19 protein-coding genes and 3 tRNA genes are annotated in these 24,609 nt (G+C 69.7%); 13 read left to right on the top strand and 9 right to left on the bottom strand.

Annotated elements, in window-relative coordinates:
- Position 1: 1 nt before the first annotated feature.
- Entirely contained in the window at positions 2-769 is a 768-nt protein-coding gene (locus tag OO68_RS01830) for an enoyl-CoA hydratase-related protein (RefSeq protein WP_033306274.1), read from the top strand.
- A gap of 113 nt (positions 770-882) precedes the next feature.
- Here OO68_RS01830 and OO68_RS01825 read toward each other — a convergent pair whose 3' ends face one another.
- Positions 883-1,191, bottom strand: a complete 309-nt coding sequence (locus OO68_RS01825; RefSeq protein ID WP_157852661.1) for a hypothetical protein — start codon at positions 1,189-1,191, stop codon at positions 883-885.
- A 160-nt stretch (positions 1,192-1,351) separates the two neighbouring features.
- Positions 1,352-2,050: a SanA/YdcF family protein gene (locus OO68_RS01820; protein ID WP_033306272.1), complete on the bottom strand. Its 699-nt coding sequence runs from the start codon at positions 2,048-2,050 to the stop codon at positions 1,352-1,354.
- Between the two features lie 213 nt (positions 2,051-2,263).
- Here OO68_RS01820 and OO68_RS01815 point away from each other — a divergent pair, with 213 nt between their 5' ends.
- The 5 genes from OO68_RS01815 (at position 2,264) to OO68_RS01795 (ending at position 9,269) form a co-directional block, all read left to right on the top strand.
- The gene (locus OO68_RS01815; RefSeq protein ID WP_033306271.1) at positions 2,264-3,031 is read left to right on the top strand and encodes a sirohydrochlorin chelatase; all 768 of its coding nucleotides are present in this window, start codon (positions 2,264-2,266) and stop codon (positions 3,029-3,031) included.
- A gap of 135 nt (positions 3,032-3,166) precedes the next feature.
- Positions 3,167-4,450 (top strand): deoxyguanosinetriphosphate triphosphohydrolase, encoded by a 1,284-nt coding sequence (locus OO68_RS01810; protein WP_033306270.1) that lies wholly within the window; start codon positions 3,167-3,169, stop codon positions 4,448-4,450.
- 126 nt (positions 4,451-4,576) lie between these two features.
- On the top strand, positions 4,577-5,842 hold the full coding sequence (locus OO68_RS01805; protein ID WP_033306269.1) for an NAD(P)/FAD-dependent oxidoreductase: 1,266 nt from the start codon (positions 4,577-4,579) through the stop codon (positions 5,840-5,842).
- Positions 5,843-5,967: 125 nt separating this feature from the next.
- Positions 5,968-7,887, top strand: coding sequence for a DNA primase (dnaG, locus tag OO68_RS01800; RefSeq protein ID WP_033306268.1), 1,920 nt, complete (start codon positions 5,968-5,970; stop codon positions 7,885-7,887).
- Positions 7,888-7,973: 86 nt separating this feature from the next.
- Positions 7,974-9,269, top strand: coding sequence for an RNA polymerase sigma factor (locus OO68_RS01795; RefSeq protein WP_033306267.1), 1,296 nt, complete (start codon positions 7,974-7,976; stop codon positions 9,267-9,269).
- Positions 9,270-9,366: 97 nt separating this feature from the next.
- Here the strand turns inward: OO68_RS01795 and OO68_RS01790 are convergent, their stop codons facing one another.
- The 4 genes from OO68_RS01790 to OO68_RS01775 form a co-directional block, all read right to left on the bottom strand.
- Positions 9,367-11,295 (bottom strand): ABC transporter ATP-binding protein, encoded by a 1,929-nt coding sequence (locus tag OO68_RS01790; RefSeq protein WP_033306266.1) that lies wholly within the window; start codon positions 11,293-11,295, stop codon positions 9,367-9,369.
- Positions 11,295-13,028 (bottom strand): ABC transporter ATP-binding protein, encoded by a 1,734-nt coding sequence (locus OO68_RS01785; RefSeq protein ID WP_033306265.1) that lies wholly within the window; start codon positions 13,026-13,028, stop codon positions 11,295-11,297. The genes OO68_RS01790 and OO68_RS01785 overlap by 1 nt, the downstream gene beginning before the upstream one ends.
- A 110-nt stretch (positions 13,029-13,138) precedes the next feature.
- The gene (locus OO68_RS01780; RefSeq protein ID WP_033306264.1) at positions 13,139-14,587 is read right to left on the bottom strand and encodes a xylulokinase; all 1,449 of its coding nucleotides are present in this window, start codon (positions 14,585-14,587) and stop codon (positions 13,139-13,141) included.
- A 147-nt stretch (positions 14,588-14,734) separates the two neighbouring features.
- Entirely contained in the window at positions 14,735-15,040 is a 306-nt protein-coding gene (locus OO68_RS01775) for a YtxH domain-containing protein (RefSeq protein ID WP_033306263.1), read from the bottom strand.
- Positions 15,041-15,199: 159 nt separating this feature from the next.
- On the opposite strand from OO68_RS01775, the gene OO68_RS01770 reads away from it, so the two are divergent.
- From OO68_RS01770 to OO68_RS01760, 3 genes are all read left to right on the top strand, one after another.
- Positions 15,200-15,272 (top strand) — tRNA-Asn (locus OO68_RS01770).
- Positions 15,273-15,277: 5 nt separating this feature from the next.
- Positions 15,278-15,350, top strand: a tRNA-Asn gene (locus OO68_RS01765).
- 190 nt (positions 15,351-15,540) lie between these two features.
- Positions 15,541-15,617: transfer RNA gene (locus OO68_RS01760), tRNA-Ile, on the top strand.
- 129 nt (positions 15,618-15,746) lie between these two features.
- Here OO68_RS01760 and OO68_RS42040 read toward each other — a convergent pair.
- On the bottom strand, positions 15,747-17,654 hold the full coding sequence (locus tag OO68_RS42040) for a site-specific integrase (RefSeq protein WP_051814280.1): 1,908 nt from the start codon (positions 17,652-17,654) through the stop codon (positions 15,747-15,749).
- A 531-nt stretch (positions 17,655-18,185) separates the two neighbouring features.
- Here OO68_RS42040 and OO68_RS01745 point away from each other — a divergent pair.
- The gene (locus OO68_RS01745) at positions 18,186-19,160 is read left to right on the top strand and encodes a recombinase family protein (protein WP_033306261.1); all 975 of its coding nucleotides are present in this window, start codon (positions 18,186-18,188) and stop codon (positions 19,158-19,160) included.
- Here OO68_RS01745 and OO68_RS01740 read toward each other — a convergent pair.
- Positions 19,157-19,804 (bottom strand): hypothetical protein, encoded by a 648-nt coding sequence (locus tag OO68_RS01740; protein ID WP_033306260.1) that lies wholly within the window; start codon positions 19,802-19,804, stop codon positions 19,157-19,159. The two genes, OO68_RS01745 and OO68_RS01740, sit on opposite strands and share 4 nt — an antisense overlap.
- A 125-nt stretch (positions 19,805-19,929) precedes the next feature.
- Positions 19,930-20,472: a hypothetical protein gene (locus OO68_RS42920; RefSeq protein WP_051814278.1), complete on the bottom strand. Its 543-nt coding sequence runs from the start codon at positions 20,470-20,472 to the stop codon at positions 19,930-19,932.
- An 845-nt stretch (positions 20,473-21,317) separates the two neighbouring features.
- Here OO68_RS42920 and OO68_RS42915 point away from each other — a divergent pair.
- From OO68_RS42915 to OO68_RS01720, 3 genes are all read left to right on the top strand, one after another.
- Positions 21,318-22,460 (top strand): ParB/RepB/Spo0J family partition protein, encoded by a 1,143-nt coding sequence (locus tag OO68_RS42915; protein ID WP_051814272.1) that lies wholly within the window; start codon positions 21,318-21,320, stop codon positions 22,458-22,460.
- A gap of 278 nt (positions 22,461-22,738) precedes the next feature.
- A complete protein-coding gene (locus OO68_RS01725; protein ID WP_033306259.1) occupies positions 22,739-23,140 on the top strand; it encodes a DUF488 family protein in 402 nt (133 codons plus the stop codon).
- Between the two features lie 132 nt (positions 23,141-23,272).
- The gene (locus OO68_RS01720; protein ID WP_033306258.1) at positions 23,273-24,607 is read left to right on the top strand and encodes a putative antirestriction adenine methyltransferase; all 1,335 of its coding nucleotides are present in this window, start codon (positions 23,273-23,275) and stop codon (positions 24,605-24,607) included.
- Positions 24,608-24,609 lie beyond the last annotated feature (2 nt).

The following is a 24,609-nucleotide window of genomic DNA, read 5'->3' as shown; positions in this document are numbered from 1 at the left end:
GATGAACAACCTGAAGCTGGAGCGGGACGGCCGGGTGGTGACCGTACGCCTGCACCGCCCGCACGTGCGCAACGCGCTCAGCAGTGAGCTCCTCGCCGAACTCCTCGGCACACTACGCCCGTTGGACGCGGACCCAGAGGTCGGCTGCTTCGTCGTCACCGGCTCGGACACGGTCTTCGCGGCCGGCGCGGACATCAAGGAGATGGCGGGGAAGTCGGCCGTCGACATGATGGCCGAGGACTACTTCGCCGACTGGGAGGAGTTCGCCGAGCTCCGCACCCCGAAGATTGCGGCGGTCAACGGCCATGCCCTCGGCGGTGGTTGCGAGCTCGCGATGATGTGCGACCTGGTCGTCGCGGGGGAGTCGGCGGTCTTCGGGCAGCCCGAGATCAAGCTGGGCGTGATCCCCGGCATCGGCGGCACCCAGCGGCTGACCCGTCTCGTGGGCCGGGCCACGGCCATGGACCTGGTCCTCACGGGCCGCACGATGGACGCACGGGAGGCTGGACGCTGCGGTCTCGTCTCCCGCGTGGTCCCGGACGACCGGGTCCTGCCCGAGGCCCTCGAAGCGGCGGCGGCGATCGCCTCCCACGGCCGTGCGGCGGTCAGGGCGGCCCGCGAGTGCGTCGACCGGGCCCTGGAAACCGGCCTGCGCGACGGCATCCGCTTCGAACGCCGCGTCTTCCACGCCCTGTTCGCCACCGACGACCAGAAGGAGGGGATGACGGCGTTCCTGGAGAAGCGCCCGCCGCGCTTCCGGGGCCGCTGAGGCCAGGTTGATCCGGGGGCGGGGGCAGCGTCAAGCCATGCCCCCACCCCCGGACGCGTGCAGGGACGGTGCCTGGTCAGGACACGGTCCCGGTCACCCTGCGGACAGCAGGGTCAGCACTCGTACGCGTAGTACGGCTCGTCACCCTGATCCAGGCCGATCCTGCCGACCCCGCCGGGGCCGATCTGGATGCACGACGGGTCCCAGCCGTCGACTTCCACGCTGGCGGAGATGGTGTGTCCACACACGTTGCGGATGTCGGCCCACCCCTGGCCGTAGCCGCCGAGCTTCGCGCAGCCCGGCTCCGGAGCCTGGATCACCGGTGCCGCCACGGGCGCCGCCGAGGCGGTCCCCATGGCGGCCGGCACCGCCAGCAGCGCACCCGCGGCGGCCACCACCCATGCGGAGCGAAGTCGAGTCATCGCTCTGTCCTTTCCCCCAGTTCGCGGCGGACGGTCCGATCCGCCGCCGCCCGGCGAAGACACTAAGCGTGATCGCATGAACACGGGGAGCGCCGGAGGTGCAATTCACGCGCGGGGGTGAAATGACCGCGTCAAACCTGTGGGAGGAGAACGTCCGGATTCATCCGAGCGTCTCTTCGGCCCTGGCCAACGCCCTCTCCACGCCCGGCTCCCGCGGCCCGAGGAAGCGCGGATCCGGCCGGAACACCGCGTCCAGCGCCGCCTTCCCGGCGGCGAAGATCTCCCGGGCGCCCCCGTAGTACCAGGTCGCGTCGTGCACGGCGTCCACCCCGACCCCGTACGACTCCACCCCGGCCGCCTCGCACAGCGCCACCGCCCGCCGGATGTGGAAACCCTGGCTGATCAGCACGGCCCGTTCCACCCCGAAGATCTTCTTCGCGCGCACGCAGGAGTCCCAGGTGTCGAACCCCGCGTAGTCGCTGACGATCCGCCCGTCGGGCACCCCGTGCCGCGTCAGATAACCGCGCATGGCGTCCGGCTCGTCGTAGTCCTCCCGGCTGTTGTCCCCGGTGACCAGCACCACCTCGACCCGGCCCTCCCGGTACAGCTCCGCCGCCGCGTCCAGCCGGTGCGCGAGGTACGGCGACGGCTCCCCGTCCCAGAGCCCGGCACCGAACACCACCGCCACATCGGTACGCGGCACATCAGCCGCCGTACGCAGCCGGTCACCCGCCACGGTGTACATCCACGTCGCCGGAAGCAGCGCGAGTACGCACCCGGCCATCACGGCCTGCACCAGCCTCCGCTGCCCCCGCCGGGTCCGCGGCAGCCGCGGTCTGCGGAACGTCACACGACGCATCGGCGGTCCCTCCCCAGGTCGGCCCCTCGACAGTCAGGGACGTCCCTACGGGCCGCCCGGTTCACCCGCGGTCACGTGACCAGCTTCACGCCGTCCATGGAAACCGCAGGTCAAGGCGGCTCACATCCTCCCTGCCCCGCATGGTGAACCGCTGGAAAACACCCGTGACGCCCACGCAACGGGAAGGCAACGTGGCGCCGCGACCATCGGTGCATGCCCAGTCAGCTCAGCCTCGTCCCGCCGCCCGCCACGCGCCGCCCGGCCCCGCCCGCCCTCGTGGTCGTGGCCCACGGCAGCCGCGACCCCCGCGCGCTGAGCACGGTGAGCGCGCTCCTGGACCGGGTCCGGGCCCTGCGCCCCGACGTGCCGGTGCACCTGGGCCACATCGAACTCAACGCCCCGCTGCTCCCCGACACGCTCGCCGGCCTCAAAGACACGGAGGCGGTCCTCGTACCGCTGCTCCTCAGCCGCGGCTACCACGTCAAGCGGGACATCCCCGAGATGGCTGCGGTCTCCCGGGCCCGCACCCACCTGGCCGCCCCGCTGGGCCCGCACCCGCTCCTGGTCGACGCCCTCCAGGCCCGCCTCACGGAAGCCGGCTGGGGCAACACCCCCCACCGCACCAGCGCGGTCGTCCTCGCCGCTGCCGGCTCCCGCGACCCGGACGCGAAAGCGGACACCGCCCGCACGGCCCACCTCCTGGCGGCCCGCCTGGGCGTCCCGGTCGTCCCGGCCTACGCGTCGGCCGCCACCCCCACGGTCCCGACCGCGGTCCGCACCCTCCTGGCGAGGGGCCGCCGCCACATCGCCCTCGCGTCCTACTTCACGGCCCCGGGCCGCTTCGCCACGGAGTGCGCCCAGCAGGCCCCCTGGATAGCGGCCGCCCCCCTCGGCACCCACCCGACGATGGCCGAACTCGTCCTCCACCGCTACGAGGAAGCACTGCGCGCAGCGACCGAACCGGTACTGGCCTCCGCCTGAAACGGGGGTGTGGGGGCCGCGTCCTCAGGGGCGCGGGGAACTGCGCGACAAGCCACGACGAGCCGGCACACGCCACGCCACCGAACTCGGCACACGCGACGGCGGGCAGCACACCCGTGCCCGTACTGTCGACACATGGCAGGCACCGCACAGAACCCCCCGGCCTACGACCCGACGTCAGTCGAGCGCTGGGCCCCGGAACCCGACAAACGCCCCGGCCGCACCGCCTTCCAACGCGACCGCGCCAGGGTCCTGCACAGCGCCGCCCTGAGAAGACTCGCCGGCAAAACCCAAGTGGTAACGCCCGGCACCCTGGGCCCCGCCTGGGACGCCAGCCCCCGCACCCGCCTCACCCACTCCCTCGAATGCGCCCAGGTCGGCCGCGAACTCGGCGCGGCCCTCGGCTGCGACCCCGACCTCGTCGAAGCCGCCTGCCTCTCCCACGACCTCGGCCACCCGCCCTTCGGCCACAACGGCGAACAGGCCCTCAACGAGTTCGCGGCGGACTGCGGCGGCTTCGAGGGCAACGCCCAGTCCCTCAGGCTCCTCACCCGCATCGAGCCCAAGCGGTTCACCCCGGACGGCTCCGTCGGTCTCAACCTCACCCGCGCCGCCCTCGACGCCGCCACCAAGTACCCCTGGCCCCGCGGCGCCCACCCCACGGACCCGGCCTCGAACAAGTTCGGCGTCTACGAGGACGACCGCCCGGTCTTCGACTGGCTCCGCAAGGACGCACCCGGCACCCGCACCTGCTTCGAGGCGCAGGTCATGGACTGGTCCGACGACGTCGCCTACTCCGTGCACGACGTGGAGGACGGTCTGCACGCCGGCCACATCGACCCGAACTGCCTGCACGCCGACCCCGAACGCCGTGACGTCTTCGAGGTCGCCCGCGGCCGGTACGTGCCCGCCGGCACCGACCCCGCCGAGCTCGCCGAGGCCCTGGACCGGCTGCTCGCCCAGGAGTGGTGGCCGCACGGCTACGACGGCACCGCCGTCGCCCAGGCCCGCCTCAAGGACGCCACCAGCCAGCTCATCGGCCGCTTCTGCCTGGCCGCCGAGACCGCGACCCGCTCCGCGTACGGGGCCGGGCGGCTCACCCGGTACGCCGCCGAGCTGGTCGTCCCGCGCGAGACCCGGCTGGAGTGCGCCGTCCTCAAGGCCGTCGCCGACCTCTACGTCATGCAGCGCGCCGAGCAGGAACGCCTGCGCGCCGACCAGCGGATCGTCGTCGCCGAACTCGCCGAGGCGCTCACCGCCCGCGCCCCGGACGGCCTGGACCCGCAGTTCCGCGCTCTGTTCGACCGGGCGGCGGACGACAGGGCGCGCAAACGGGTGATCGTCGACCAGATCGCCTCCCTCACCGACACCTCCGCCCGTTCGCTTCACGTCCGCCTGACGGGGCAGGCAGGAAACTGACGCGAAGGGCGGGACGCGAGCACCCCCCTGTGGCCCTCCGTGGCCTGATCGGGTCACTCCCTCTTCCCGCACCACGTTCCGTGCGGGACGCTCGCAAGTGGCGACACCCTTACGAGGAGGCATCAAGTGGTCGACGCGGATCAGACATTCGTCATCGTCGGAGGCGGACTGGCCGGCGCGAAGGCGGCGGAGACGCTCCGCGCGGAGGGCTTCACCGGCCGCGTGATACTGATCTGCGACGAACGCGACCACCCCTACGAGCGCCCGCCCCTGTCCAAGGGTTACCTCCTCGGCAAGGAAGAGCGCGACAGCGTCTTCGTGCACGAACCCGCCTGGTACGCGGCCAACGACATCGAGCTCCACCTGGGCCAGACCGTCGACGCGATCGACCGTACGGCGAAGACGGTCCGCTTCGGCGAGGACGGCACGGTCGTCCGCTACGACAAGCTGCTCCTGGCGACCGGCGCCGAGCCCCGCCGCCTCGACGTGCCGGGCACGGACCTGGCGGGGGTCCACCACCTGCGCCGCCTCGCCCACGCCGAGCGCCTCAAACACGTCCTGACCAACCTCGGCCGGGACAACGGACACCTCGTCATCGCCGGTGCCGGCTGGATCGGCCTGGAGGTCGCGGCGGCGGCCCGCGAGTACGGCGCGGAGGTCACGGTCGTCGAGCACGGTCCGACCCCGCTGCACGGCGTGCTGGGCCCGGAGCTGGGCGGGCTCTTCGCCGAGCTGCACCGCGAGCACGGGGTGCGCTTCCACTTCGGCCGGCGGCTGACGGAGATCGTCGGCCAGGACGGCATGGTCCTCGCAGCCCGCACCGACGACGGCGAGGAGCACCCGGCGCACGACGTGCTGGCGGCGATCGGCGCCGCCCCGCGCACCCACCTGGCGGAGGCGTCCGGCCTGGAGATCGCCGACCGGGCCCACGGCGGCGGCATCGTCGTCGACGAGCGGCTGCGCACCTCCGACCCGGACGTCTACGCGGCCGGCGACGTCGTCTCCTTCCCGCACCCCCTGTTCGGCACGCGGGTGCGCGTCGAGCACTGGGCCAACGCCCTCAACGGCGGACCGGCGGCCGCGCGCTCCATGCTGGGCCGCGAGGTGACGTACGACCGGGTGCCCTACTTCTTCTCCGACCAGTACGACCTGGGCATGGAGTACTCCGGCTGGGCGCCCGCCGGCAGCTACGACCAGGTGGTGATCCGCGGGGACGCCGGGAAGCGCGAGTTCATCGCGTTCTGGGTGAAGGACGGCCGGGTGCTGGCCGGGATGAACGTGAACGTGTGGGATGTCACGGACAAGATCCAGCGCCTGGTCCGCTCCCGGGACCGGGTGAACACGGAGTCGCTGGCGGACCCGCACGTGCCGCTGGACAGCCTCGCCCCGTAGCCGCCGGGGCTGTCGGGGGTGTCGGTCCGCCGCCGTGCTGCAATTCCCGGGGGGCCACCCCCGGACCCCCGGCCGGAAAGCCGTCTGGCCTCAGGAGTGTCGGTTCGGCCCCGTAGACTCACCTCGTGGCTGGACGGATCAACGACGAGGACGTGAAGGCGGTACGGGACGCGGTCCCGATCGACGCCGTGGTGTCCGAGTACCTCCAGCTGCGCAACGCGGGCGGCGGCAACCTGAAGGGACTCTGCCCGTTCCACGACGAGAAGTCGCCCTCCTTCCAGGTCAGCCCGAGCAAGGGGTTCTTCCACTGCTTCGGCTGCCAGGAGGGCGGCGACACCATCACGTTCGTGATGAAGATCGACCACCTCACCTTCTCGGAGGCGGTCGAGCGCCTGGCCGGCCAGGCGGGCATCACCCTGCGCTACGAGGAGGGCGGCTACAACCCCTCCCACCAGCGCGGTGAGCGGATCCGCCTGGTCGAGGCCCACAAGATCGCCGCCGACTGGTACGCGGAGCAGCTCGCGACCAGCCCGGAGGCCGACACCGGCCGCCAGTTCCTCGCCGAGCGCGGCTTCGACCAGGCCGCCGCCCAGCACTTCTCCGTCGGCTACAGCCCCCAGGGCTGGGACCACCTCACGCGCTTCCTGCGCGGCAAGGGCTTCACCGACAAGGAACTGATCCTCTCCGGCCTCTCCCAGGAGGGCCGCCGCGGCCCCATCGACCGCTTCCGCGGACGCCTGATGTGGCCCATCCGCGACATCGGCGGCGACGTCGTCGGCTTCGGCGCCCGCAAGCTCTACGAAGCGGACAACGGCCCCAAGTACCTGAACACGCCCGACACGGCGATCTACAAGAAGTCCCAGGTCCTCTACGGCATCGACCTGGCGAAGAAGGACATCGCGAAGTCCAGCCGCGCGGTCGTGGTCGAGGGCTACACGGACGTCATGGCCTGCCACCTCGCCGGTGTGACGACCGCCATCGCCACCTGCGGCACCGCCTTCGGCGGCGACCACATCAAGATCCTCCGCCGCCTGCTCATGGACAACGGCTCGGCCCGCGTCATCTTCACCTTCGACGGCGACGCCGCCGGCCAGAAGGCGGCCCTGCGCGCCTTCGAGGACGACCAGAAGTTCGCCGCCGAGACGTACATCGCCATCGCCCCCGACGGCATGGACCCCTGCGACCTGCGCCTGGCCAAGGGCGACGAGGCCGTCGCCGACCTCGTCGAACCCCGCACCCCGCTCTTCGAGTTCGCGCTGCGCCAGATCGTGAGCCGCTACGACCTCGACACCCCGGCGGGCCGCGCCTCCGCGCTGGACGAAGCCGCCCCGATCGTCGCCCGCATCAAGAACAGCGGCGCCCAGCACGAGGTCGCCGTCCAGCTCGCCGGGATGCTCGGCATCCTCGACACCCAGTTCGTGGTCAAGCGCGTGGCCCAGCTGGCCCGCTGGGCCCGCGACCGCGGCGGCAAGGGCCCCGCCCCGGAGCGGCAGCACCAGAGCGGGCGGTACGCCGGCCCGCCCCAGCCGGCCACCCCCCGCGGCCCGGCCCTCAACCTCCGCAACCCGGTCTTCGCCACCGAACGGGAACTGCTCAAACTCGCCCTCCAGCGCCCCGAGTTGGTCTCCCCGGCCTTCGACGCGTACGGCGTGGACGAATTCACCGCCCCGCCCTACGCCGCCGTCCGCCAGGCCATCCTCGACGCGGGCGGCGCCGAACCGGGCGTCGCCGACCCCCAGGACTACCTCGTCAGGGTCCGCGAGGCCGCCCCGGACGACGCGGTCCGCGCGATGGTCACGGAGCTGGCCGTCGAGGCGATCATGCTGCACAAGGGTGTGAAGGGCGTCGACGAGGTGTATGCGGGCGCCCAGCTCGTGACGGTCCGCCGCCGGGCCGTCGAGCGCCGTATCCGCGACATCACGGGCCGGCTCACCCGCCTCGGCGCCCACGGCGACCCGGCGGAGCTCGCCGCCGTACAGAACGAACTGTGGGTCCTCCAGCAGTACGACCAGACCCTCAGGGAACACGGCGCCGCCGCGCTCTGAGGTCACCGCGCGGTCACGGACCGGAAGCAAAAAGTCATCGCACGCCCCTCGTGGCGACGATGTGTCTTACCCCACACTGGGTTCCGGTGCCTGAGTCCTCGGAGCGCGGCCGATCCGTCACCGACGGGTCCCAGACCCCCGCGGTTCCGCTCATCGCGTACGGGACGGAAAGCGGCGAGGCCGACTCCGCCCCCGAAGTACCGCTGCCGTACCCGCCGGCAGCGATCATCCTGGAGGTCGCCCCCGTGCAGACCCGGACCCTCACCCAGACCGACGCCGGTGCCGCCCCCGGCGCCGACGGGACCGCGCCGGACGCGGAGGCCGACGCCCTGTCCGCGGTCCCGGCGCAGAGCCGCGCCGTGCACCACCCCGAGGCGGAACCGGAGCCGGAGGAGCCGCCCGCCGACGCCGTCGAGGCCGCCGAGCCCCCCGAGGTCGTCCCACCGACCCCGGCGCGTACCGAGACCGGCAGCCCCTCCTCGGACCTGTTCCGCCAGTACCTGCGGGAGATCGGCCGCATCCCCCTGCTGACGGCCGCCGAGGAGGTCGAACTCGCCCGCCGGGTCGAGGCCGGCCTGTTCGCCGAGGAGAAGCTGCGGCTCACCCCCGACCTGGACAGCCAGCTCGCCCTCGACCTGGACCGGCTCGTCGTCATGGGCCGCATGGCCAAGCGCCGCCTGATCGAGGCGAACCTGCGCCTGGTCGTCTCGGTCGCCAAGCGCTACGTCGGCCGCGGCCTGACCATGCTCGACCTCGTCCAGGAGGGCAACCTCGGCCTCATCAGGGCCGTCGAGAAGTTCGACTACGCCCGCGGCTACAAGTTCTCCACGTACGCCACGTGGTGGATCCGCCAGGCAATGTCCCGCGCCCTGGCCGACCAGGCCCGCACGATACGGGTCCCGGTCCACGTCGTGGAGCTCATCAACCGGGTCGTACGGGTGCAGCGGCGGATGTTGCAGGAGCGTGGGTACGAGCCGACGCCAGAGGAGGTCGCGGCCCACCTGGACCTCGCGCCGGAGCGGGTCAGCGAGGTCCTGCGCCTCGCCCAGGAGCCGGTGTCGCTGCACGCGCCCGTGGGCGAGGAGGACGACGTCGCCCTCGGTGACCTCATCGAGGACGGCGACGCGGCCTCTCCGGTGGAGTCGGCGGCGTTCCTGCTGCTCAGGGAGCACCTGGAGGCGGTCCTGTCGACGCTGGGGGAGCGGGAGCGGAAAGTGGTCCAGCTCCGTTACGGCCTCGCGGACGGCCGCCCGCGCACGCTGGAGGAGATCGGCCGCATCTTCGGTGTGACGCGGGAGCGGATTCGGCAGATCGAGTCCAAGACCCTCAACAAGCTGCGGGATCACGCTTTTGCGGACCAGCTGAGGGGCTATCTGGACTGATGCCGTGTGCGGGTCCGGTGGGGGTCGCTCGCGCAGTTCCCCGCGCCCGTGAAGGGGCGCGGGGAACTGCGCGACCAGCCACGACGGGCCCGCCGCTTCAGTCCACCTCGGCCACCGCCTGCGCGAACTGCGCCTGATACAGCCGCGCATACGCACCGCCCGCCGCGAGCAGCTCCTCGTGCGCACCCTGCTCCACGATCGACCCGTTCTCCATCACCAGGATCGCGTCCGCGTCCCGGATCGTCGACAACCGGTGGGCGATGACGAACGACGTGCGGCCGTGGGCGAGTTTCGCCATGGCCTTCTGGATGAGCACCTCCGTCCGCGTGTCGACCGAGCTCGTCGCCTCGTCCAGCACCAGGATCACCGGGTCGGACAGGAACGCCCGGGCGATGGTGATCAGCTGCTTCTCACCGGCGCTGACCCCCGCCCCCTCGTCGTCGATCACCGTGTCGTACCCGTCCGGCAGCGTCCGGACGAACCGGTCAGCGTGCGCCGCCCGGGCCGCCTCCTCGATCTCGCCCCGGGTCACCTTCCGGGACGCGCCGTACGCGATGTTCTCCGCGATCGTGCCGCCGAACAACCAGGCGTCCTGGAGCACCATGCCGATCCCGGCGCGCAGTTCGTCCCTCGACATCCGCGCGATGTCGACCCCGTCGAGGGTGATGCGCCCGCTGGTGACGTCGTAGAACCGCATCAGCAGATTCACCAGCGTCGTCTTGCCGGCGCCCGTCGGACCGACGATGGCCACCGTCTGCCCGGGCTCGACCTTCAGTGACAGGTCCTCGATGAGCGGCTTGTCGGGGTCGTAGCGGAACGACACGTGCTCCAGCGCCACCTGCCCGCGCAGCTCCTCCGGCCGCACCCCCGGAACCGGGTCGGCGCCCTGCTCCTCCGCATCGAGCAGCTCGAAGACCCGCTCCGCGGAGGCGACACCCGACTGCACCAGGTTCGCCATGGAGGCGACCTGCGTCAGGGGCATCGAGAACTGCCGTGAGTACTGGATGAAGGCCTGCACGTCACCGATCGACAGCGAGCCCGAGGCGACCCGCAGCCCGCCCACCACCGCCACCAGCACGTAGTTGAGGTTCGACACGAACATCATCAGCGGCTGCATGACCCCGCTGTTGAACTGTGCCCTGAACCCCGCCTCGTACAGCGCGTCGTTCTGCTCGGCGAACTGCTTCGCCGACTCCTCCTGCCGCCCGAACACCTTCACCAGGGCGTGCCCGGTGTACATCTCCTCGATGTGCGCGTTCAACTGCCCCGTCGAGCGCCACTGCTGCACGAAGTGCGGCTGCGACCGCTTGCCCACCCACGTGGCCACGACGAACGAAAGCGGCACGGTCACCAGCGCGACCAGCGCGAGGATCCACGAGACGTAGAACATCATCGCGAGGACGCCGATGATGGTCAGCACCGAGTTGATGAGCTGCCCCATCGACTGCTGGAGCGTCTGCCCGATGTTGTCGATGTCGTTCGTCGCCCGGGACAGCACCTCACCACGCCGGCTCTTGTCGAAGTACGACAGCGGCAGCCGCGACAGCTTCGTCTGGACGTCCTCGCGCATCCGGAACATGGTCCGGTTCACGGCCCGGTTCACCAGCCGCGTCGCCACCGCCATCAGCAGCCCGGCCACCGTGAACACGCCCAGCGCGAGCAGCAGCACATGCCCGACGGCCGTGAAGTCGATGCCCTCGCCGGGCGTGAAGTCGGTGCTGCGCAGCATGTCGGCGACGCCACCGTCCCCGCGCTGCCGCATGGAGTCGAGGACCTGCTCCTTGCTCGCCCCCTCCGGCATGCCCCGCCCGACGATGCCCGCGAAGACCAGGTCGGTCGCCTTGCCGAGGATCTTCGGCCCGACGACGTTGAGGCCGACACTGAGCACCACGCACAGCAGCAGCACGTAGATGGTCGCCCGCTCCGGCCGGAACTGCGCGACGAGCCGTTTGCCGGATCCCTTGAAGTCCAGCGAGCGCTGGTCGGGGCCGCCCCCGGCCATCATCCGCCCCATGGGCCCCGCCATCAGGCAGCCTCCGCTTCCGTGAGCTGGGAGAGCACGATCTCCCGGTAGGTCTCGTTGTCCGCCATCAGCTCGTGGTGCCGCCCGGTGCCGACGACCCTGCCCTCGTCGAGCACGATGATCCGGTCGGCGTCCCGGATGGTCGCCACCCGCTGGGCGACGATCACCACGGTCGCCTCGGCGGTCTCCCGCGTGAGCGCGGCCCGCAGGGTGGCGTCCGTGGCGTAGTCGAGCGCGGAGAAGGAGTCGTCGAAGAGGTAGATCTCGGGCCGCTGCACCAGCGTCCGAGCGATCGCGAGCCGCTGCCGCTGCCCGCCGGAGACGTTCGTCCCGCCTTGGGAGATCGGGGAGTCGAGACCACCCTCCAGCCGCTCCACGAAGTCCTTGGCCTGCGCCACCCCCAGCGCGTGCCACAGCTCCTCGTCGGTGGCGTCCGGATTGCCGTAGCGCAGGTTGGTCGCCACGGTCCCCGCGAACAGGTACGGCTTCTGCGGCACCAGCCCGACGGTCCTGGCGAGCAGCTTGGGCTCGATCTCCGCGACTTCGACACCGTCGACGAGCACCTGCCCGTCGGTCGCGTCGAACAGCCGCGGCACCAGCCCGAGCAGCGTGGACTTGCCGCTGCCGGTCGAGCCGATGACGGCCGTCGTCTCGCCAGGCCGGGCCACCAGGTCGACGGCCCGCAGCACCGGCTCCTCGGCACCCGGATAGCGGAAGCCCGCCCCGCGGATCTCCAGATGCCCGTGCCGCCGCAGCTCCCGCACCGGCGCCGACGGCGGCGCGACACTCGACGAGGTGTCCAGCACCTCCTGGATGCGCTCGGCACACACCTCCGCGCGCGGCACCATCATGAAGATGAAGGTGGCCATCATCACGGACATGACGATCTGCATCAGATAGGCCAGGAACGCGGTCAGGTCGCCGATCTGCATCCCGCCGCTGTCGATCCGGTGCGCGCCGAACCACACCACGGCGATCGACGACAGGTTCACCACCGTCATGACGATCGGGAACATCAGCGCGAGCAGGTTGCCGGTGCCCAGCGCGAAGTCGGTGAGGTCGGTGTTGGCCTTGCGGAAGCGCTGCTGCTCGTACTCGTCGCGGACGAAGGCGCGGATCACCCGGTTGCCGGTGATCTGCTCGCGCAGCACCCGGTTCACGGAGTCCAGCCGCTCCTGCATCGCCCGGAACAGCGGCCGCAGCCGCCGCACGATCAGCGTCACGCAGATGCCCAGCACCGGCACGACCGCCACCAGCACCCCGGACAGCGGCACGTCCAGACCGAGCGCCAGCACGATGCCGCCCACGCACATGATCGGCGCCGACACCAGCAGCGTGAACGTCATCAGCGTCAGCATCTGCACCTGCTGGACGTCGTTCGTCGTCCGGGTGATCAGCGACGGCGCCCCGAAGTGGCCCACCTCACGCGCGGAGAACGACTGCACCCGGTCGAAGACGGCACCGCGCACGTCCCGCCCGACCGCCGACGCCGTACGGGCGCCGTAGTACACGGCGCCGATGTTGCACACGACCTGGACCAGCGAGATGCCGATCATCAGACCGCCGTAGCCCAGGATGTAGCCGGTGTCGCCGTTCACGACACCCCGGTCGATGATGTCGGCGTTGAGCGTGGGCAGGTAGAGCGTGGCGCAGGTCTGCAGGAACTGCAGCAGCACCAGCAGGGTGATGGGTCTCTTGTAGGGCCTGAGGTAGGTCCGCAGGAGTCGTATGAGCACGCTGCTTCTCTCGGAGTGGGCGACGGAGCGGTTGGTTGCCCCTGGCCCCTATCGTCGAACACTCCACCGGTGTTACCTCAACCGAATTAACCCAACGGGCGGTCAACAGGTCAGAGGGCTCCGGGATGCGTCTGCTCCCGCACCGCCACGAACTGCTGGCGCACCGCCTGCCCCACGGCCAGTTCGTCCCCGGGCTCCAGGACCTGTGCGACCGCGCCCTGCCAGACCGGCGGGTTCCGCACGTCGAGCGTGCCCTGCGAGGCACCCAGCGCCCAGGCCGCCTGACGGGCGGCGCCGATTGCCGCGTAGTCCGCCGGCTGCGGCACCACGACCTGCGTCCCGAACAGCATGGGTGCCGCCGCCTGCACGGCGGGCAGTTCGGCGGCCTGCCCGAGCAGGAACACACGCCGCACGTCCACGCCCCGGCCGCGCAGCACGTCCAGCGCGTCCGCGAGCCCGCACAGCATCCCCTCGAACGCCGCCCGCGCCAGGTGCTCCGCCTTCATCGACTCGCGCCGCAGCCCGGCCAGGGTCCCGGCGGTGTGCGGCAGGTTCGGCGTCCGCTCGCCCTCCAGATAGGGCAGCAGCACCAGACCGTGCGACCCGGGCGTCGACTTCATCGCCAGATCGGACAGGCTCTCCAGATCGGGCAGCCCGAGCAGCTCGGCGGCCCCGCGCAGGGTCCGTACCGCGTTCAGCGTGGTGACGACGGGCAGATGCATGCCGGTCGCGTCCGCGAGCGCGGTGATCATCCCGGACCCGTCGACCAGCGCCTCGGGGTGCACGGCCATCACGGACCCGGACGCGCCCAGCGACACCACCGCGTCACCGAGGCCGATGCCGAGACCGAACGCCGCCGCCATGGTCTCGCCGGTGCCCACGGAGATCAGCAGCCCCTCCGGCGTCGTACCGGCCGCGTCCGCCGGACCGATCACCTCCGGCAGCATCACCTGGTGGCCGAGCGCCAGCTCCACGAGGTCGGGCCGGTAGCCGCCGGTCGCCGCCGACCAGTAGCCGGTGCCGGAGGCCCCGCCCCGGTCGGTGGTCCTCCTGACCGGCCGGCCCAGCAGCTGCCACACCAGCCAGTCGTGCGCCTGGAGGAGGATCGCGGTGCGCTGCGCGTTCTCCGGCTCGGTCCGGGCCATCCAGCGCAGCTTCGTGACGGGCTGCGCGGCCTGCGGCACACAGCCGACGGCTTGCGCCCAGGCCTCACGCCCGCCGAGCGCGTCGACCAGGTCGGCCGCGGCGACCTGCGTCCGCTTGTCACCGCCGACCATCGCCGGCCGCACGGTGTTGCCCTGCGCGTCCAGCGGCACGACGGCGTTCTGCTGGGCGGAGACACCGATCGCCTGCACACCCTCGAGCAGCCCACCGCCCGCGGCCTCGCCCAGGGAGAGCAGCCAGGCCTGCGGATCGACGTCCGACGGCCGCCCGCCGCCCGCGGGGCTCTCCACCGGATGCGGTGCATATCCCTGCCTGAGCACGGCTCCGGTGTCCGTGTCACAGACGACGATACGAGTGAAATCGGGTGAACTGTCCAACCCGGCGACTATCCCCATGGCCAAAATTCTGCCGTACCGCTGCGCTGGCTTGGGCCGTGGGCGCCGTGGGGGCTTGTGCCGGGTGCCGCGTGCGGGCCTCGTCGTGGCTGGTCGCGCCGTTCCCCGCGCCCCTTTCGGGGCGCTGACATCCTCGGCATCAAGGGATCACGTGTTGGTCGTGCCCCAGTCGTCCTCGCCACCGTTGTGGGTGGCTCGGTCGCGGAGGTGACGGACCCGGTCCGCCACCGACTCGGGGACTCGGTCGCCGACCTTGTCGCTCACCACGTGGTACGCCTTGCCCGCGAACTCACGGCCCTGGTGGGCCGCCGTCTCGGCGGTGTTGCGGACCGCGGGGTTCTGAGCGAACTGCCGGGCTGACTTCTTCAGCTGCTCGTAGCGCTCGCGCCCGGCCCTCGTGCCCAGCACGTAACCCAGGACGACTCCGGCGACGAACGTGAGCCGGTAACGCATGGCGGCCACCCTTTCCTTGCGTAGGTCTCCGGTGCGGCGTTGGCGCCGGGGAGTGCCGATTGGCGGAGCACCCCCCTGCTTGCGCTAATGTATGTGTCGCAGCGAACGCGCGCCCCCTGGCGGATACCCAGGTAGGTACGTTCGATGCAAACGAGACCTTCCTCGGTAGCTCAATTGGCAGAGCAGCCGGCTGTTAACCGGCAGGTTACTGGTTCGAGTCCAGTCCGGGGAGCTCGGTCCTCCGTAGCTCAATTGGCAGAGCAGCCGGCTGTTAACCGGCAGGTTACTGGTTCGAGTCCAGTCGGGGGAGCAGGTTGAACGAGGACCCCTCTCAGGGGTCCTTTTTCATGTCCGATCCGCTGTCCCGGGAACCGCGCGGCACCCGGCGCAGTCCTCAAGGTCATGCAGGCCGTGCGAAGCCGCCCAGCCGAAGCAGGAGATCGTATGAGCGGCTATGCTGCGGCAGACGGCGCGCACACATGTACGCGACACGCCGCTATGGGGCGGTAGCTCAGCCGGTTAGAGCAGCGGACTCATAATCCGTCGGCCGTGGGTTCGAGTCCCACCCGCCCCACCACTCACTACGCGGGGAGAACCGTTTCTACCTGCGGAAACGTAAGAACGGGGGGCACCACTCCAAGGTGGTGCCCCCCGTTCATCCGTTCAGACCAAGATCCAGTGGACACACAGTGGACGCGGGGGCGATTCAGTGGACAGAAGCGCCCTCACGCCGCCTTCCGGCGCCCTTTCGAGCCCGGAGACCGTGGCGGGGCGCCGCCGGAGGCAGGCCGGTCGGTAGGGCCCATGGCTCGACGGTCGGGGACTCGGAGCGGGCGACCGTGAAGCGCGTGAGCGAGAAGTCGGCTCGCTGGTCCTCGGGGTAGCGGTCGTTGAAGTTCTCCACGCGTACCAGCTCAAGGTCGCTCGCGGAGCAGTGATCACGTACCCACTTCACCGCTCCGTTGGCGGCGTCGTCCTGACCCCGGCCGGTCAGGGTGATCATGCCGAGGAGTTCGGAGTCCGGTTGGGTCTGCGCTCCGACGGCCCAGGTGTCGCCAGACTGCCGTGCGCCGTGCGCGAAGAAGACGGCGATGTCGTTCTGCCAAGCTGCCTCGGGGATCGTCAGCGGGGTGCGCACCTGGAAGGGGACGTCGCGGGGGACGACGGCCATGACCGACTCTGCCTCGGCCCGCAGCATCTCGGGCAGCACGCTGGTGTACGTGTCGGAGGTGATCTGGCGCGAGGAGTGCCCCAGCTTCTCCTGGACGACCTTGATGTCGTGCCCGGCGAGCAGGGACAGGGTGGCGGCGAGGTGGCGCAGGTCGTGGAGGCGGACCGGCGGCAGGCCGGACAGCTCGACCAGGCGGGTGAAGCGTCGGGATATCCAGTCGGGGTGCAGCGCCTCGCCGTTCTCGTGCGTCCACACCCGGCCGCTCTCGACGTAGGCGTCTCCCCACTCCTGGCGCTGCTTCTCCTGCTTCGCGCGAAAGGTGGCGAGGTTGTCCGCAGACTCCAGGCTCAGGGACAGGGTGCGAACGCTGTCGGCCTTCGGCGCTTCTCCGTAGAGCTCGTACGCCACCTCGACGATCTGCTGGGAGATCCGTAGCCACAGGGCATCGAGGCTGACCTCCGTCCAGGGCAGGGCGGCCATCTCGCCGCGGCGGGGGCCGAGGAAGATGAAGCTGTGCCACAGCTCGTAGAGCCAATCGTCCTTGACGAAGTCGAGGAATTGGCCGGTCAGCTCCGGTGTCCAGACCATGACCGGGCCGGGCTTCTCGCCGGTGCGCTTCCAGTGCTCGATGCGCTCGGGAGTCCAGACGAGCGGCTTGGGCCGAGTGACTGGGGGCAGCTCCACGAGCTGGGCCCAGTTCCTCTGGAAGAGCTGTTCGCGCTTGATGCCCCAGGACAGTGCCGAGCTGAGGGTGTCGTTGATGCGGTGCATGGTGGCTGGGGAGGTGACCTTCCGCAGCCCCTTCTTTCCGTCGCGCAGCTCTGCGTTGGCGTCGAGAAAGGCCCGGCGCGCGGCGCGGCGCTCCTCCTTCTTGGCATAGCCCGCCGTCTTCACCCAGGCCCGGTGCGCGGCGTCGCGCTTCTTCTGGAGCTCGTCGACATGCAGCCGGTGGAGGATCCGCTGGGCGTTCTCTTTCTCGATCGCGTCGTACATCTTGTCGAGGTGCCGAACCTTGAGGTCACGGCACTTGATGTGCCCGAGGTGCGGGAGGAGGTAGTTGTTAATGTGCTCCTCGTAGCCGTGGCGGGTCGTACGGGCCAGGGACTTCTTCGCCTTGATCCACCGAAGGAAGAAGTCGCCGCACTTCTCATCGGACAGCACGTCGCCGCCGGCCATGGCGGCGTCGTAGATCTCCCTGGCCTTCTTCTTGGCGTCTTCCAACTTGGCGAAGCCGCCGCGGCGTACCCGCTGGCGGGTGCCGCCCTCGGCTGGTTCGAGCTCGAAGTAGAAGTTCCAGGTGCCGTGCCCCTTGCCTAGCTTGGGGCACGTCGTGCCGATGGAGCCGATCTTGGGGTTGCCGTCGGTGTCGAGGACGGGGTTGCCCTTCTTGTCCTTGAGTGGTCCCTTGCACTGGCACCGCCTGTAGTAGCTCGGCTCGAACATCCGACACTGCTCCCTGTTGACTGTCGCTTGGATCACAGCCAGCCGTTGGTGTGCGTACGTGTCCGTACGTGTCTGGCGTGATCTCTCTCGATCTTGCTGGGGGTGTCGGACAGCGTTGTAAAGTTGCTGACAAGTTGGCGCGGGGGAGATTGCGACCAACGAGATGACTGCTCAGGAAGCGGGCGGACAGGCTTCGGCCGGAGCGATGGGTCTGGAGGAGCTGCTGGCTCTTCCGGCCACGGTCAACGTGACAACTGCCGGGCGTGCTCTGGGAATTGGCCGAGACAAGGCGTACGAGCTGATCCGCAATGGGAAGTTCCCTGTTCGGACGCTCCCGCTAGGCGGCACAGTCCGGGTACCAACGGCGGAGCTGTGGAAGGTCCTCGGCATCGAGCAGCGCCGGGACGCGGGGGCGAGTACGTGATCGACGGAGGCGGCGCGTGATCTTGGGGTGTTTGTTGAGTTTCCAACAATGTGACCTATCTTCGGTAAACTAGTTCACTAAAGGGGGTCGGTAGGAGGGGCGAGGAGATGCCGAGGCTGTACGGCTTTGAGGACATGGCGTACCGGCGGGTGCGCGAGAGCGAGGCGGAGGGCATTCGTGCTGCCGCCTCGCGACGGTTGCTCAAGCAGCCCTATCCCGCCATCACGGAGTGGATGAACGCCGAGGGGTACCGCACGACGCGCGGTGGCCTGTGGAAGCCAGACGTCCTGGCAAACGTGCTCGATCACCCGGCCATCGCCGGTCTGGAGGAAGACGAGAACGGCAACCTCGTCGAAACGGGCGGCCCCGCGATCATCCCTCGGGAGGACTTCGAGGCCATCCGCGCCATGCGCCCCGTCCATGACCCCGCCAAGCAGCGGGCGCCACAGCGCGAGTACCTGGTTCCGGGTCTGATGGGTACCTGCGGGCTGTGCACGACCTCGCTGGGCTCCTCTCCCTCGAACCGCGGCAGCCGCGGCTACCGGTGTGCGCCCAGCACAGCTCAGCATCCGGGCGGGTGCGGCAAGGTCCGCATCAATGCTGACCTGCTGGAGACGTACGTTGCTGAGCACGTGCTGGCAGAGTTGGCCAAGCCGGAGGTCAGCGCGTTGATTGGTCAGGCGCGAGATGAACTGCTGACCCAGGCTGCCCTCTTGCGTAAGGAGGCGGCAGCCGCGCGCCGTCGGCAGAAGAAGCTGGGCGTGGACTACGGGCGTTCGCCGGACATGTCGCTCAAGGCGTTCAGGGCGGCCGACAAGGAACTCACGCAGCTGATCCGCGAGAGCGAGACGAAGGCTCGTTTCCTGGAGCAGGTCAAGCATGTGCCGGTGGGTGACATCCCTGACCTCATGCGCTGGTGGAAGCACGCGCCGATGAGGGCGAAGAAGGGTGTCCTGGTTCTCATGCTGGAGAAGGTGGCTGTGTACCCGGCCGCGTCCAGAGGCTCTCGCACGGTGGACGCGAACCGGGTGGCACTGCATTGGCGGCAGTGGGGCGCGGAGGCTGAGGAGTTGTCCGCCTAAACTGCGCTGCCGGCGCCTTTGGGGCTGATGTTGTAGCCGATGGTGGCCAGCGCGAGACCGGTGGCCACACAGATGATGGAGAGCCCCGCCAAGGCGGGGCTGACGGCGTTTTCGACAGGCAGCGGCCACGCGTGCCCGGTCCGGTCAGCGATGATGTACGCGCTACGGCTGAGCGCATGGGCTACGCCGAAGATGCCCCCGGCTGCAGCGATGGACAGTCCGGTTGCGGCTGCGCGTCGTTGCTGCCAGGCCGCAATGGCCAGCCCGGTAGAAAAGGCGCCGATTTCCAGCCCGGCCACGGCTGTGAAGCCGAGGTAGGTGAGCAGGTACAGCCGGACGTCGGATCTACGCGCGTAGGTCGCGGACAGCTCAGTGTGCGCGGTGTCGGCCATGTGGAACTCCCAGATCATCGCCGCGACAACACAGCACACGGCGATGATGCGCACCGCGACTCCCGCCGGTACGTGGCTTCTTGAGCGCGTCCAGTCCACGATCATGACTTGGAGGCATGCCCAGAAGATCACTGCGGCGAGGTCCGAGGCGAGGGAGGAGACCTCGTTGAGGTCCATGAGTCGGTCAATGGCTTCGGCGACTGTGGGGATCGCCAGGAGTGAGCCGATGAAGCAGGCTGCGAACGCCGACATTCGGGCCCTATGGGCGATTTGATAGACCGCTTGATTGCGACGCTTACGGGTGTAGTGCAGGCGTATCGCCGCGCTTACGGCTGTGACAAGGGCACAGACACCGTAGATGGGGCCGTCCAAGAGGTTCAACGTCCTTCCAGATCATCCGCTGCCCTCTCAGCGGCTTCGTGCAGGCTCAGCAGGCGGCGCGGCCGGCCCTCACGGGGCTGGTCGACGCCGGGGGGAGGTGGGGGGATCGTGGGGACCTCTTTGGGTAGTCCCCTGCGACCACGGATCTCCCGGAGCTTCGAACTGATTTCAAGAATGTCCTGCACCTCAAGACCCTGCATTAAACGCAGGACTTCGCGGGCTTCTGGGCGCTCCTGGTACACGGACAGGGCTGCGAGGTCGTCCCACTCCGGTCCTGGGAGCAGGAACGCGGCCGGGGCGTCGAGTGCCTGCGCAAGCGCGATGAGTGTAGACGATCTGGGGTTGCTACTGGTGCCGTTCATCAGGCTGTTGACGGTGCCGTGCGACAGCAGGGGCTTGCGCTGTCCCACGGGGGTCGTCGCATCTGAGACGTCCCGGGCGCTGGGCGTGAACCCGTCCGGATCGCGGCGCAGTCGCAGCAGGGCGAGCAACTTCGAGGCCAGGCTCATGAGTTGACGCCGGTCAGTGGTGTCTGTCATGTCCGCCTTCTCTGGCCGTGCCGTATGCTGCCGCAGGTGACTGGCCGGTAACAATCGTCCCTGCCTCTACGATACCTCGCAGCTCGGAGGGGTTATAGGGTTTGTTGGACAGTTTCCCCGGGGGAGCCGGCGGGCGAACTGCGGGCGTCACGCGCTCCGTTGCCTGCCTCTTGGTGGGCTGTCGAGGAAGTCGCATCTGGGCGGGCGAAGGCGGCGCGCTTGCCGTTCACGGGAGGAATCGCATGTCCGAAATCGACGAGCGGCGGATCGCTGAACTGGCCAAGCAGCCCCCGTGTTTGCTTCGAGGTGGGGCGGACGTCTCGGCCCGCCAGGAGGCCCGAAGGCTGCTGGAGTGGCAGGCTGGTATGCGCGGCCGGGAGTCAGATGACGGCCAGCGAGAGGATGGCTGCTGTTGAGTCACAGGGTGACCAACACTCAGACAGGGGCCAGATAGGTGACATTTTTGAGATGCTGCTGTATGTTCTGACGTGCCGGGCGGGTACAGCAGCCGCAGGAGCCCGCATGGCAGCGTCGCGCGAGCGGCGTCCTTCCCTACTCCTCGCCGGGCGGCCGACCCCCCCGCGCCCCGCCCGGCGAGGAGTCGGCCGTCCGGTGCGGCCGTCGGGGTGCCTGACGGGAGCCAGCCCGCCGTGACCGCTTGGTCGTGGCGGGCTCTCTCATGTCCGCATCCGGGAAGGCGAATTTAGATATGCGGCGAATTCCCCTTTCTGAATTCCCTTGAATTAAAAGAGTTCTGAACTTGATTTGGCGGTATTCGCCATTAAGATATAAGTGTAAGAACAAAGGGAAACACTCCGAACGGAATTCACGAAAGGCGCGGGAAAATGGCTGACAACAAGGTCGAGTTCATCAACATCAAGGTCAGCGAGATCGCTCCCAACCCGGAGCAGCCGAGGAAGTTCTTCTCCGAGGAGGCGCAGGACGAGCTGACCAACAGCATCAAGGAGAACGGCCTCCTCCAGCCGGTCGTCGTCCGGCCGGTCGAGGGCGCCAAGGTCCCCTACATGCTGATCGCGGGCGAGCGGCGCTGGCGGTCCTGCCAGGCGGCCGGCCTGGAGGTCATCCCGGCGAAGGTCGTCGAGGGTGCCACCGAGGAAGAGGCGTACGTCCTCAGCATCGCTGAGAACGTCAACCGGGCGGACATGACCATCATGGAGGAGGCCGGTGCGTACGCCGACCTCAAGGCCGCCGGATGGACCCCGGCGAAGATCGCCAAGCAGTTCGGCAAGACGGAGACGCACATCACCTGGCGGCTGGGCCTGCTCACCCTGCGCCCCGAGGTGGCCGAGATGGTCGACCAGGGACAGATCAAGAACAACCTCGCCTGGCACATCGCCCAGCTCAACCCGGCGAACCAGATGGTGGCCGCCATGCGGTACGTGCGCGGCGACTTCGACAGCGAGGCCGAGGCGCAGCACTTCGCCAACGGCCTCAAGATGATGGAGCAGCAGACCTCCCTCACCAACGAGAAGGCGCCGACGGCCGAGGAGCAGGAGAAGCAGAAGAAGGCCAAGGCCAAGGCGAAGGACGAACTCGGCAAGGCGGAGGAGGTCCTGATCCCGCTGCTGGAGGAGCTGGCGGAGAAGAAGCCGGAGGATCTGGCTGTCATCCTCGGTGACGACCTCGCCCGTCACCTGCGGGTCGTCGGCCGCCTGTACGCCAAGGTGCAGATGGTACGGAACCTGCTGAGCAAGGCGCAGGGTATCCAGCGGGCCATGGCCGAGGAGTTCAATAAGGCGGCCGTGGAGGTCCAGCAGGAGGCGGCGGCTGCGAAGAAGACCGAGGCGGCGGCCAAGCCCGAGGCGAAGGCCGAGAAGCCGGAGGCGAAGGCGGCGGACGAGTCGCAGTCCACGGGGAAGAAGGCGGCGGCCAAGCCCGGCCCGAAGCCCGCGGCGCGCACGGCCGCGGGCACGAAGGCCCCGGCGCGCCGGACGCCTGCCAAGAAGGCGCAAGCGGCAGCGAAGTAGAACGGAGGGGCGCGGCGGCGGTCGCGCCCCTTCTTCTCCTGTGGGTTTGGGTGAGTGGGCGCGGCCGGAATTCCGGCCGCGCCTCTTTCCGCTTGAATTCCTCTCCGAATTCCAACCCATTTCGGCCCGAGCCGGGCGCGCAGGGAGGCACTTTCCCTACGTGCCCGGTGCTGCTCAGGCCCCTACAGGTCCGAGCGGGCGGCATCATCGGTCACCGGGGCCGCCGGCGGGGACGCCGACGCGCCCTGGTATCTGAGCACCACGAAAGGAATGGCCACGTGCTCACCCTGTTCACCAATCGGTTCCAGGCGTTCCAGCCCCCGCAAGGGGTGCCGGTCCGCATCACCCTGGGCGCTCCCCGCTTCAAACTCCCCTACTCTCTCACCCACTCGGTGCGGGAGCTCGCCCCGCGTCGGGACTACCTCTCCCAGCCCGAGCCCGAGTTCACGACGGCGTATCGGGCCGACCTCGACCAGCTCGGCCCCGAGCGGATCGCCGCGCGTCTGCGGCAGATCACGCAGGCCGAGGGCGATCACCGCCTGGTGCTGCTCTGCTTCGAGGACCTGGCCAAGCCGGGCCTGTGGTGCCACCGCCGCGTGTTCGCGGCCTGGTGGAAGGAGGTCACGGGAGATGAGGTGCGGGAGCTGTCCCCGATGGATCAGCAGGGCACGTTGATCTGAGCGTCGGAACCGCGCCTCAAAGATAGGTGACATTATTCCAAGGGGCTGCGCGCTCCTTGTGTAAGGTTCCAGCGCAGCGCCCGGCCCGGCACCCGCCGAGGCCGGGCGTTGTCGTTCGTCGGGAGGCGAGAGATGTTCCAGGGCACCATCCCGGGCCCCATGCGCTCCATCGTGCGCGAGACCGCCAGCCAGTGGCCGAGCGGCCCCGTGTACGTCCCGTGCTGCGGCAACTTCACCATCGAGCGCAGCGTGGCCGGCATGGGCTTCGCCCTCCACTCCTCCGACGTGTCCATCTACAGCAGCGCGGTCGGCCGGTGGCTCACCCGCCAGCCGGTCGGCATCCAGCTCCGCGAGGAGAGCCGAGACGAACTCGGCTGGCTCGCGGACTCCTTGGACGACGGCGTCGGCACCGTCGCCACGCTCATGCTCGGCACTCGGTTCCTCGCCAGCGTCGGCCGCGAGGGGCTGTGGCATGAACGGGTCGTGCGCTCTTATCGGGAGCAGTGGAGGGTCAAGCACGCGGAGACGGTCGAGCGGCTGTCCGGCTCGGACATCGAACTCGCCTCGTACGAGGTGGAGGACGTGCGCTCGTGGCTCCAGAAGGTTCCCCGTGACGCCCCGGTGTGCTCCTTCCCTCCCTTCTACGGCGGCGGCTACGAGAAGCTGTACGAGCCGCTGGAGGCGCACTTCACCTGGGACGCTCCCGAGTACGAGCCGCTGTCCGACGACGACGTGGTCAGCGTGCTCGGCGCGATCACGGACCGGCCGTACTGGCTGACGGCCTCCAACCACGACGTGCCTGAGCTGCACCCCTACCTGCGCGGCGTGATCAAGGCGACACCGCGCGCCGCTCCCTTCTACGTGTATGCCAGTCAGGCCCGGACGAGGATCGTCGCTCCACGCCAGCCGATCGATCCGGTGAAGGTTCCGCGTCTGCGGGAGGGTGACGAACTGGTCGGCCCGCTCCGGCTGTCGCTGTTGAAGCCCGGCCAGTTCAACGCGCTGCGTTCCCGGTACCTCAACCCGAAGATCGCGCCGGGCGCGGCGAACCTGGCCGTCGCGGTGAAGGACGGCGACGGGCGACTCCTGGGCGTGTTCGCGATGGCCCCGAGCACGTACACGCCGGACGAGGCGTACGTGCTCTCGGACTTCGCGGTCGCCCCAACCGACTACCCGCGGCTGTCGAAGCTGATCGTGCTCGCGGCCACCAGCGCCGAGGCGCAGTTGCTGTGCCAGCGGGCCTTCTCGCGGCGGATCCGGAGGGTGGCGACGACGGCGTTCAGCAACAACCCGGTGTCGATGAAGTACCGCGGGCTGCTGCGGCTGCACAAGCGCAGCCCGTCGAACGAGGACGGCTGGAAGTTCCAGCTCCAGTACCAGGGGGCTATGGGCCAGCACACGCTGGCCGAGGCCCTTCACATGTGGGCGAAGCGGTGGGGCGCCCCGACGACGAAGACGGGAGTCTGACC

Origin of the sequence: Streptomyces iakyrus (assembly GCF_000717055.1) — a bacterium.
In the GTDB taxonomy this organism is placed as follows: domain Bacteria; phylum Actinomycetota; class Actinomycetes; order Streptomycetales; family Streptomycetaceae; genus Streptomyces; species Streptomyces iakyrus.
This window is presented reverse-complemented; position numbering and strand designations above follow the sequence as displayed.

Excerpts from the sequence above, each read along its gene's own strand:
- OO68_RS01780 (WP_033306264.1), bottom strand. The coding sequence starts at position 14,587 with ATGGGGATAGTCGCCGGGTTGGACAGTTCACCCGATTTCACTCGTATC.
- OO68_RS01775 (WP_033306263.1), bottom strand. The coding sequence starts at position 15,040 with ATGCGTTACCGGCTCACGTTCGTCGCCGGAGTCGTCCTGGGTTACGTG.
- OO68_RS01790 (WP_033306266.1), bottom strand. The coding sequence starts at position 11,295 with ATGGCGGGGCCCATGGGGCGGATGATGGCCGGGGGCGGCCCCGACCAG.
- OO68_RS01810 (WP_033306270.1), top strand. The coding sequence starts at position 3,167 with ATGGCAGGCACCGCACAGAACCCCCCGGCCTACGACCCGACGTCAGTC.
- OO68_RS42040 (WP_051814280.1), bottom strand. The coding sequence starts at position 17,654 with ATGTTCGAGCCGAGCTACTACAGGCGGTGCCAGTGCAAGGGACCACTC.
- OO68_RS01830 (WP_033306274.1), top strand. The coding sequence starts at position 2 with ATGAACAACCTGAAGCTGGAGCGGGACGGCCGGGTGGTGACCGTACGC.
- OO68_RS01825 (WP_157852661.1), bottom strand. The coding sequence starts at position 1,191 with ATGACTCGACTTCGCTCCGCATGGGTGGTGGCCGCCGCGGGTGCGCTG.
- OO68_RS01745 (WP_033306261.1), top strand. The coding sequence starts at position 18,186 with ATGCCGAGGCTGTACGGCTTTGAGGACATGGCGTACCGGCGGGTGCGC.
- OO68_RS42920 (WP_051814278.1), bottom strand. The coding sequence starts at position 20,472 with ATGACAGACACCACTGACCGGCGTCAACTCATGAGCCTGGCCTCGAAG.
- OO68_RS01720 (WP_033306258.1), top strand. The coding sequence starts at position 23,273 with ATGTTCCAGGGCACCATCCCGGGCCCCATGCGCTCCATCGTGCGCGAG.
- OO68_RS01815 (WP_033306271.1), top strand. The coding sequence starts at position 2,264 with ATGCCCAGTCAGCTCAGCCTCGTCCCGCCGCCCGCCACGCGCCGCCCG.
- OO68_RS01740 (WP_033306260.1), bottom strand. The coding sequence starts at position 19,804 with ATGTCGGCGTTCGCAGCCTGCTTCATCGGCTCACTCCTGGCGATCCCC.
- OO68_RS42915 (WP_051814272.1), top strand. The coding sequence starts at position 21,318 with ATGGCTGACAACAAGGTCGAGTTCATCAACATCAAGGTCAGCGAGATC.
- OO68_RS01820 (WP_033306272.1), bottom strand. The coding sequence starts at position 2,050 with ATGCGTCGTGTGACGTTCCGCAGACCGCGGCTGCCGCGGACCCGGCGG.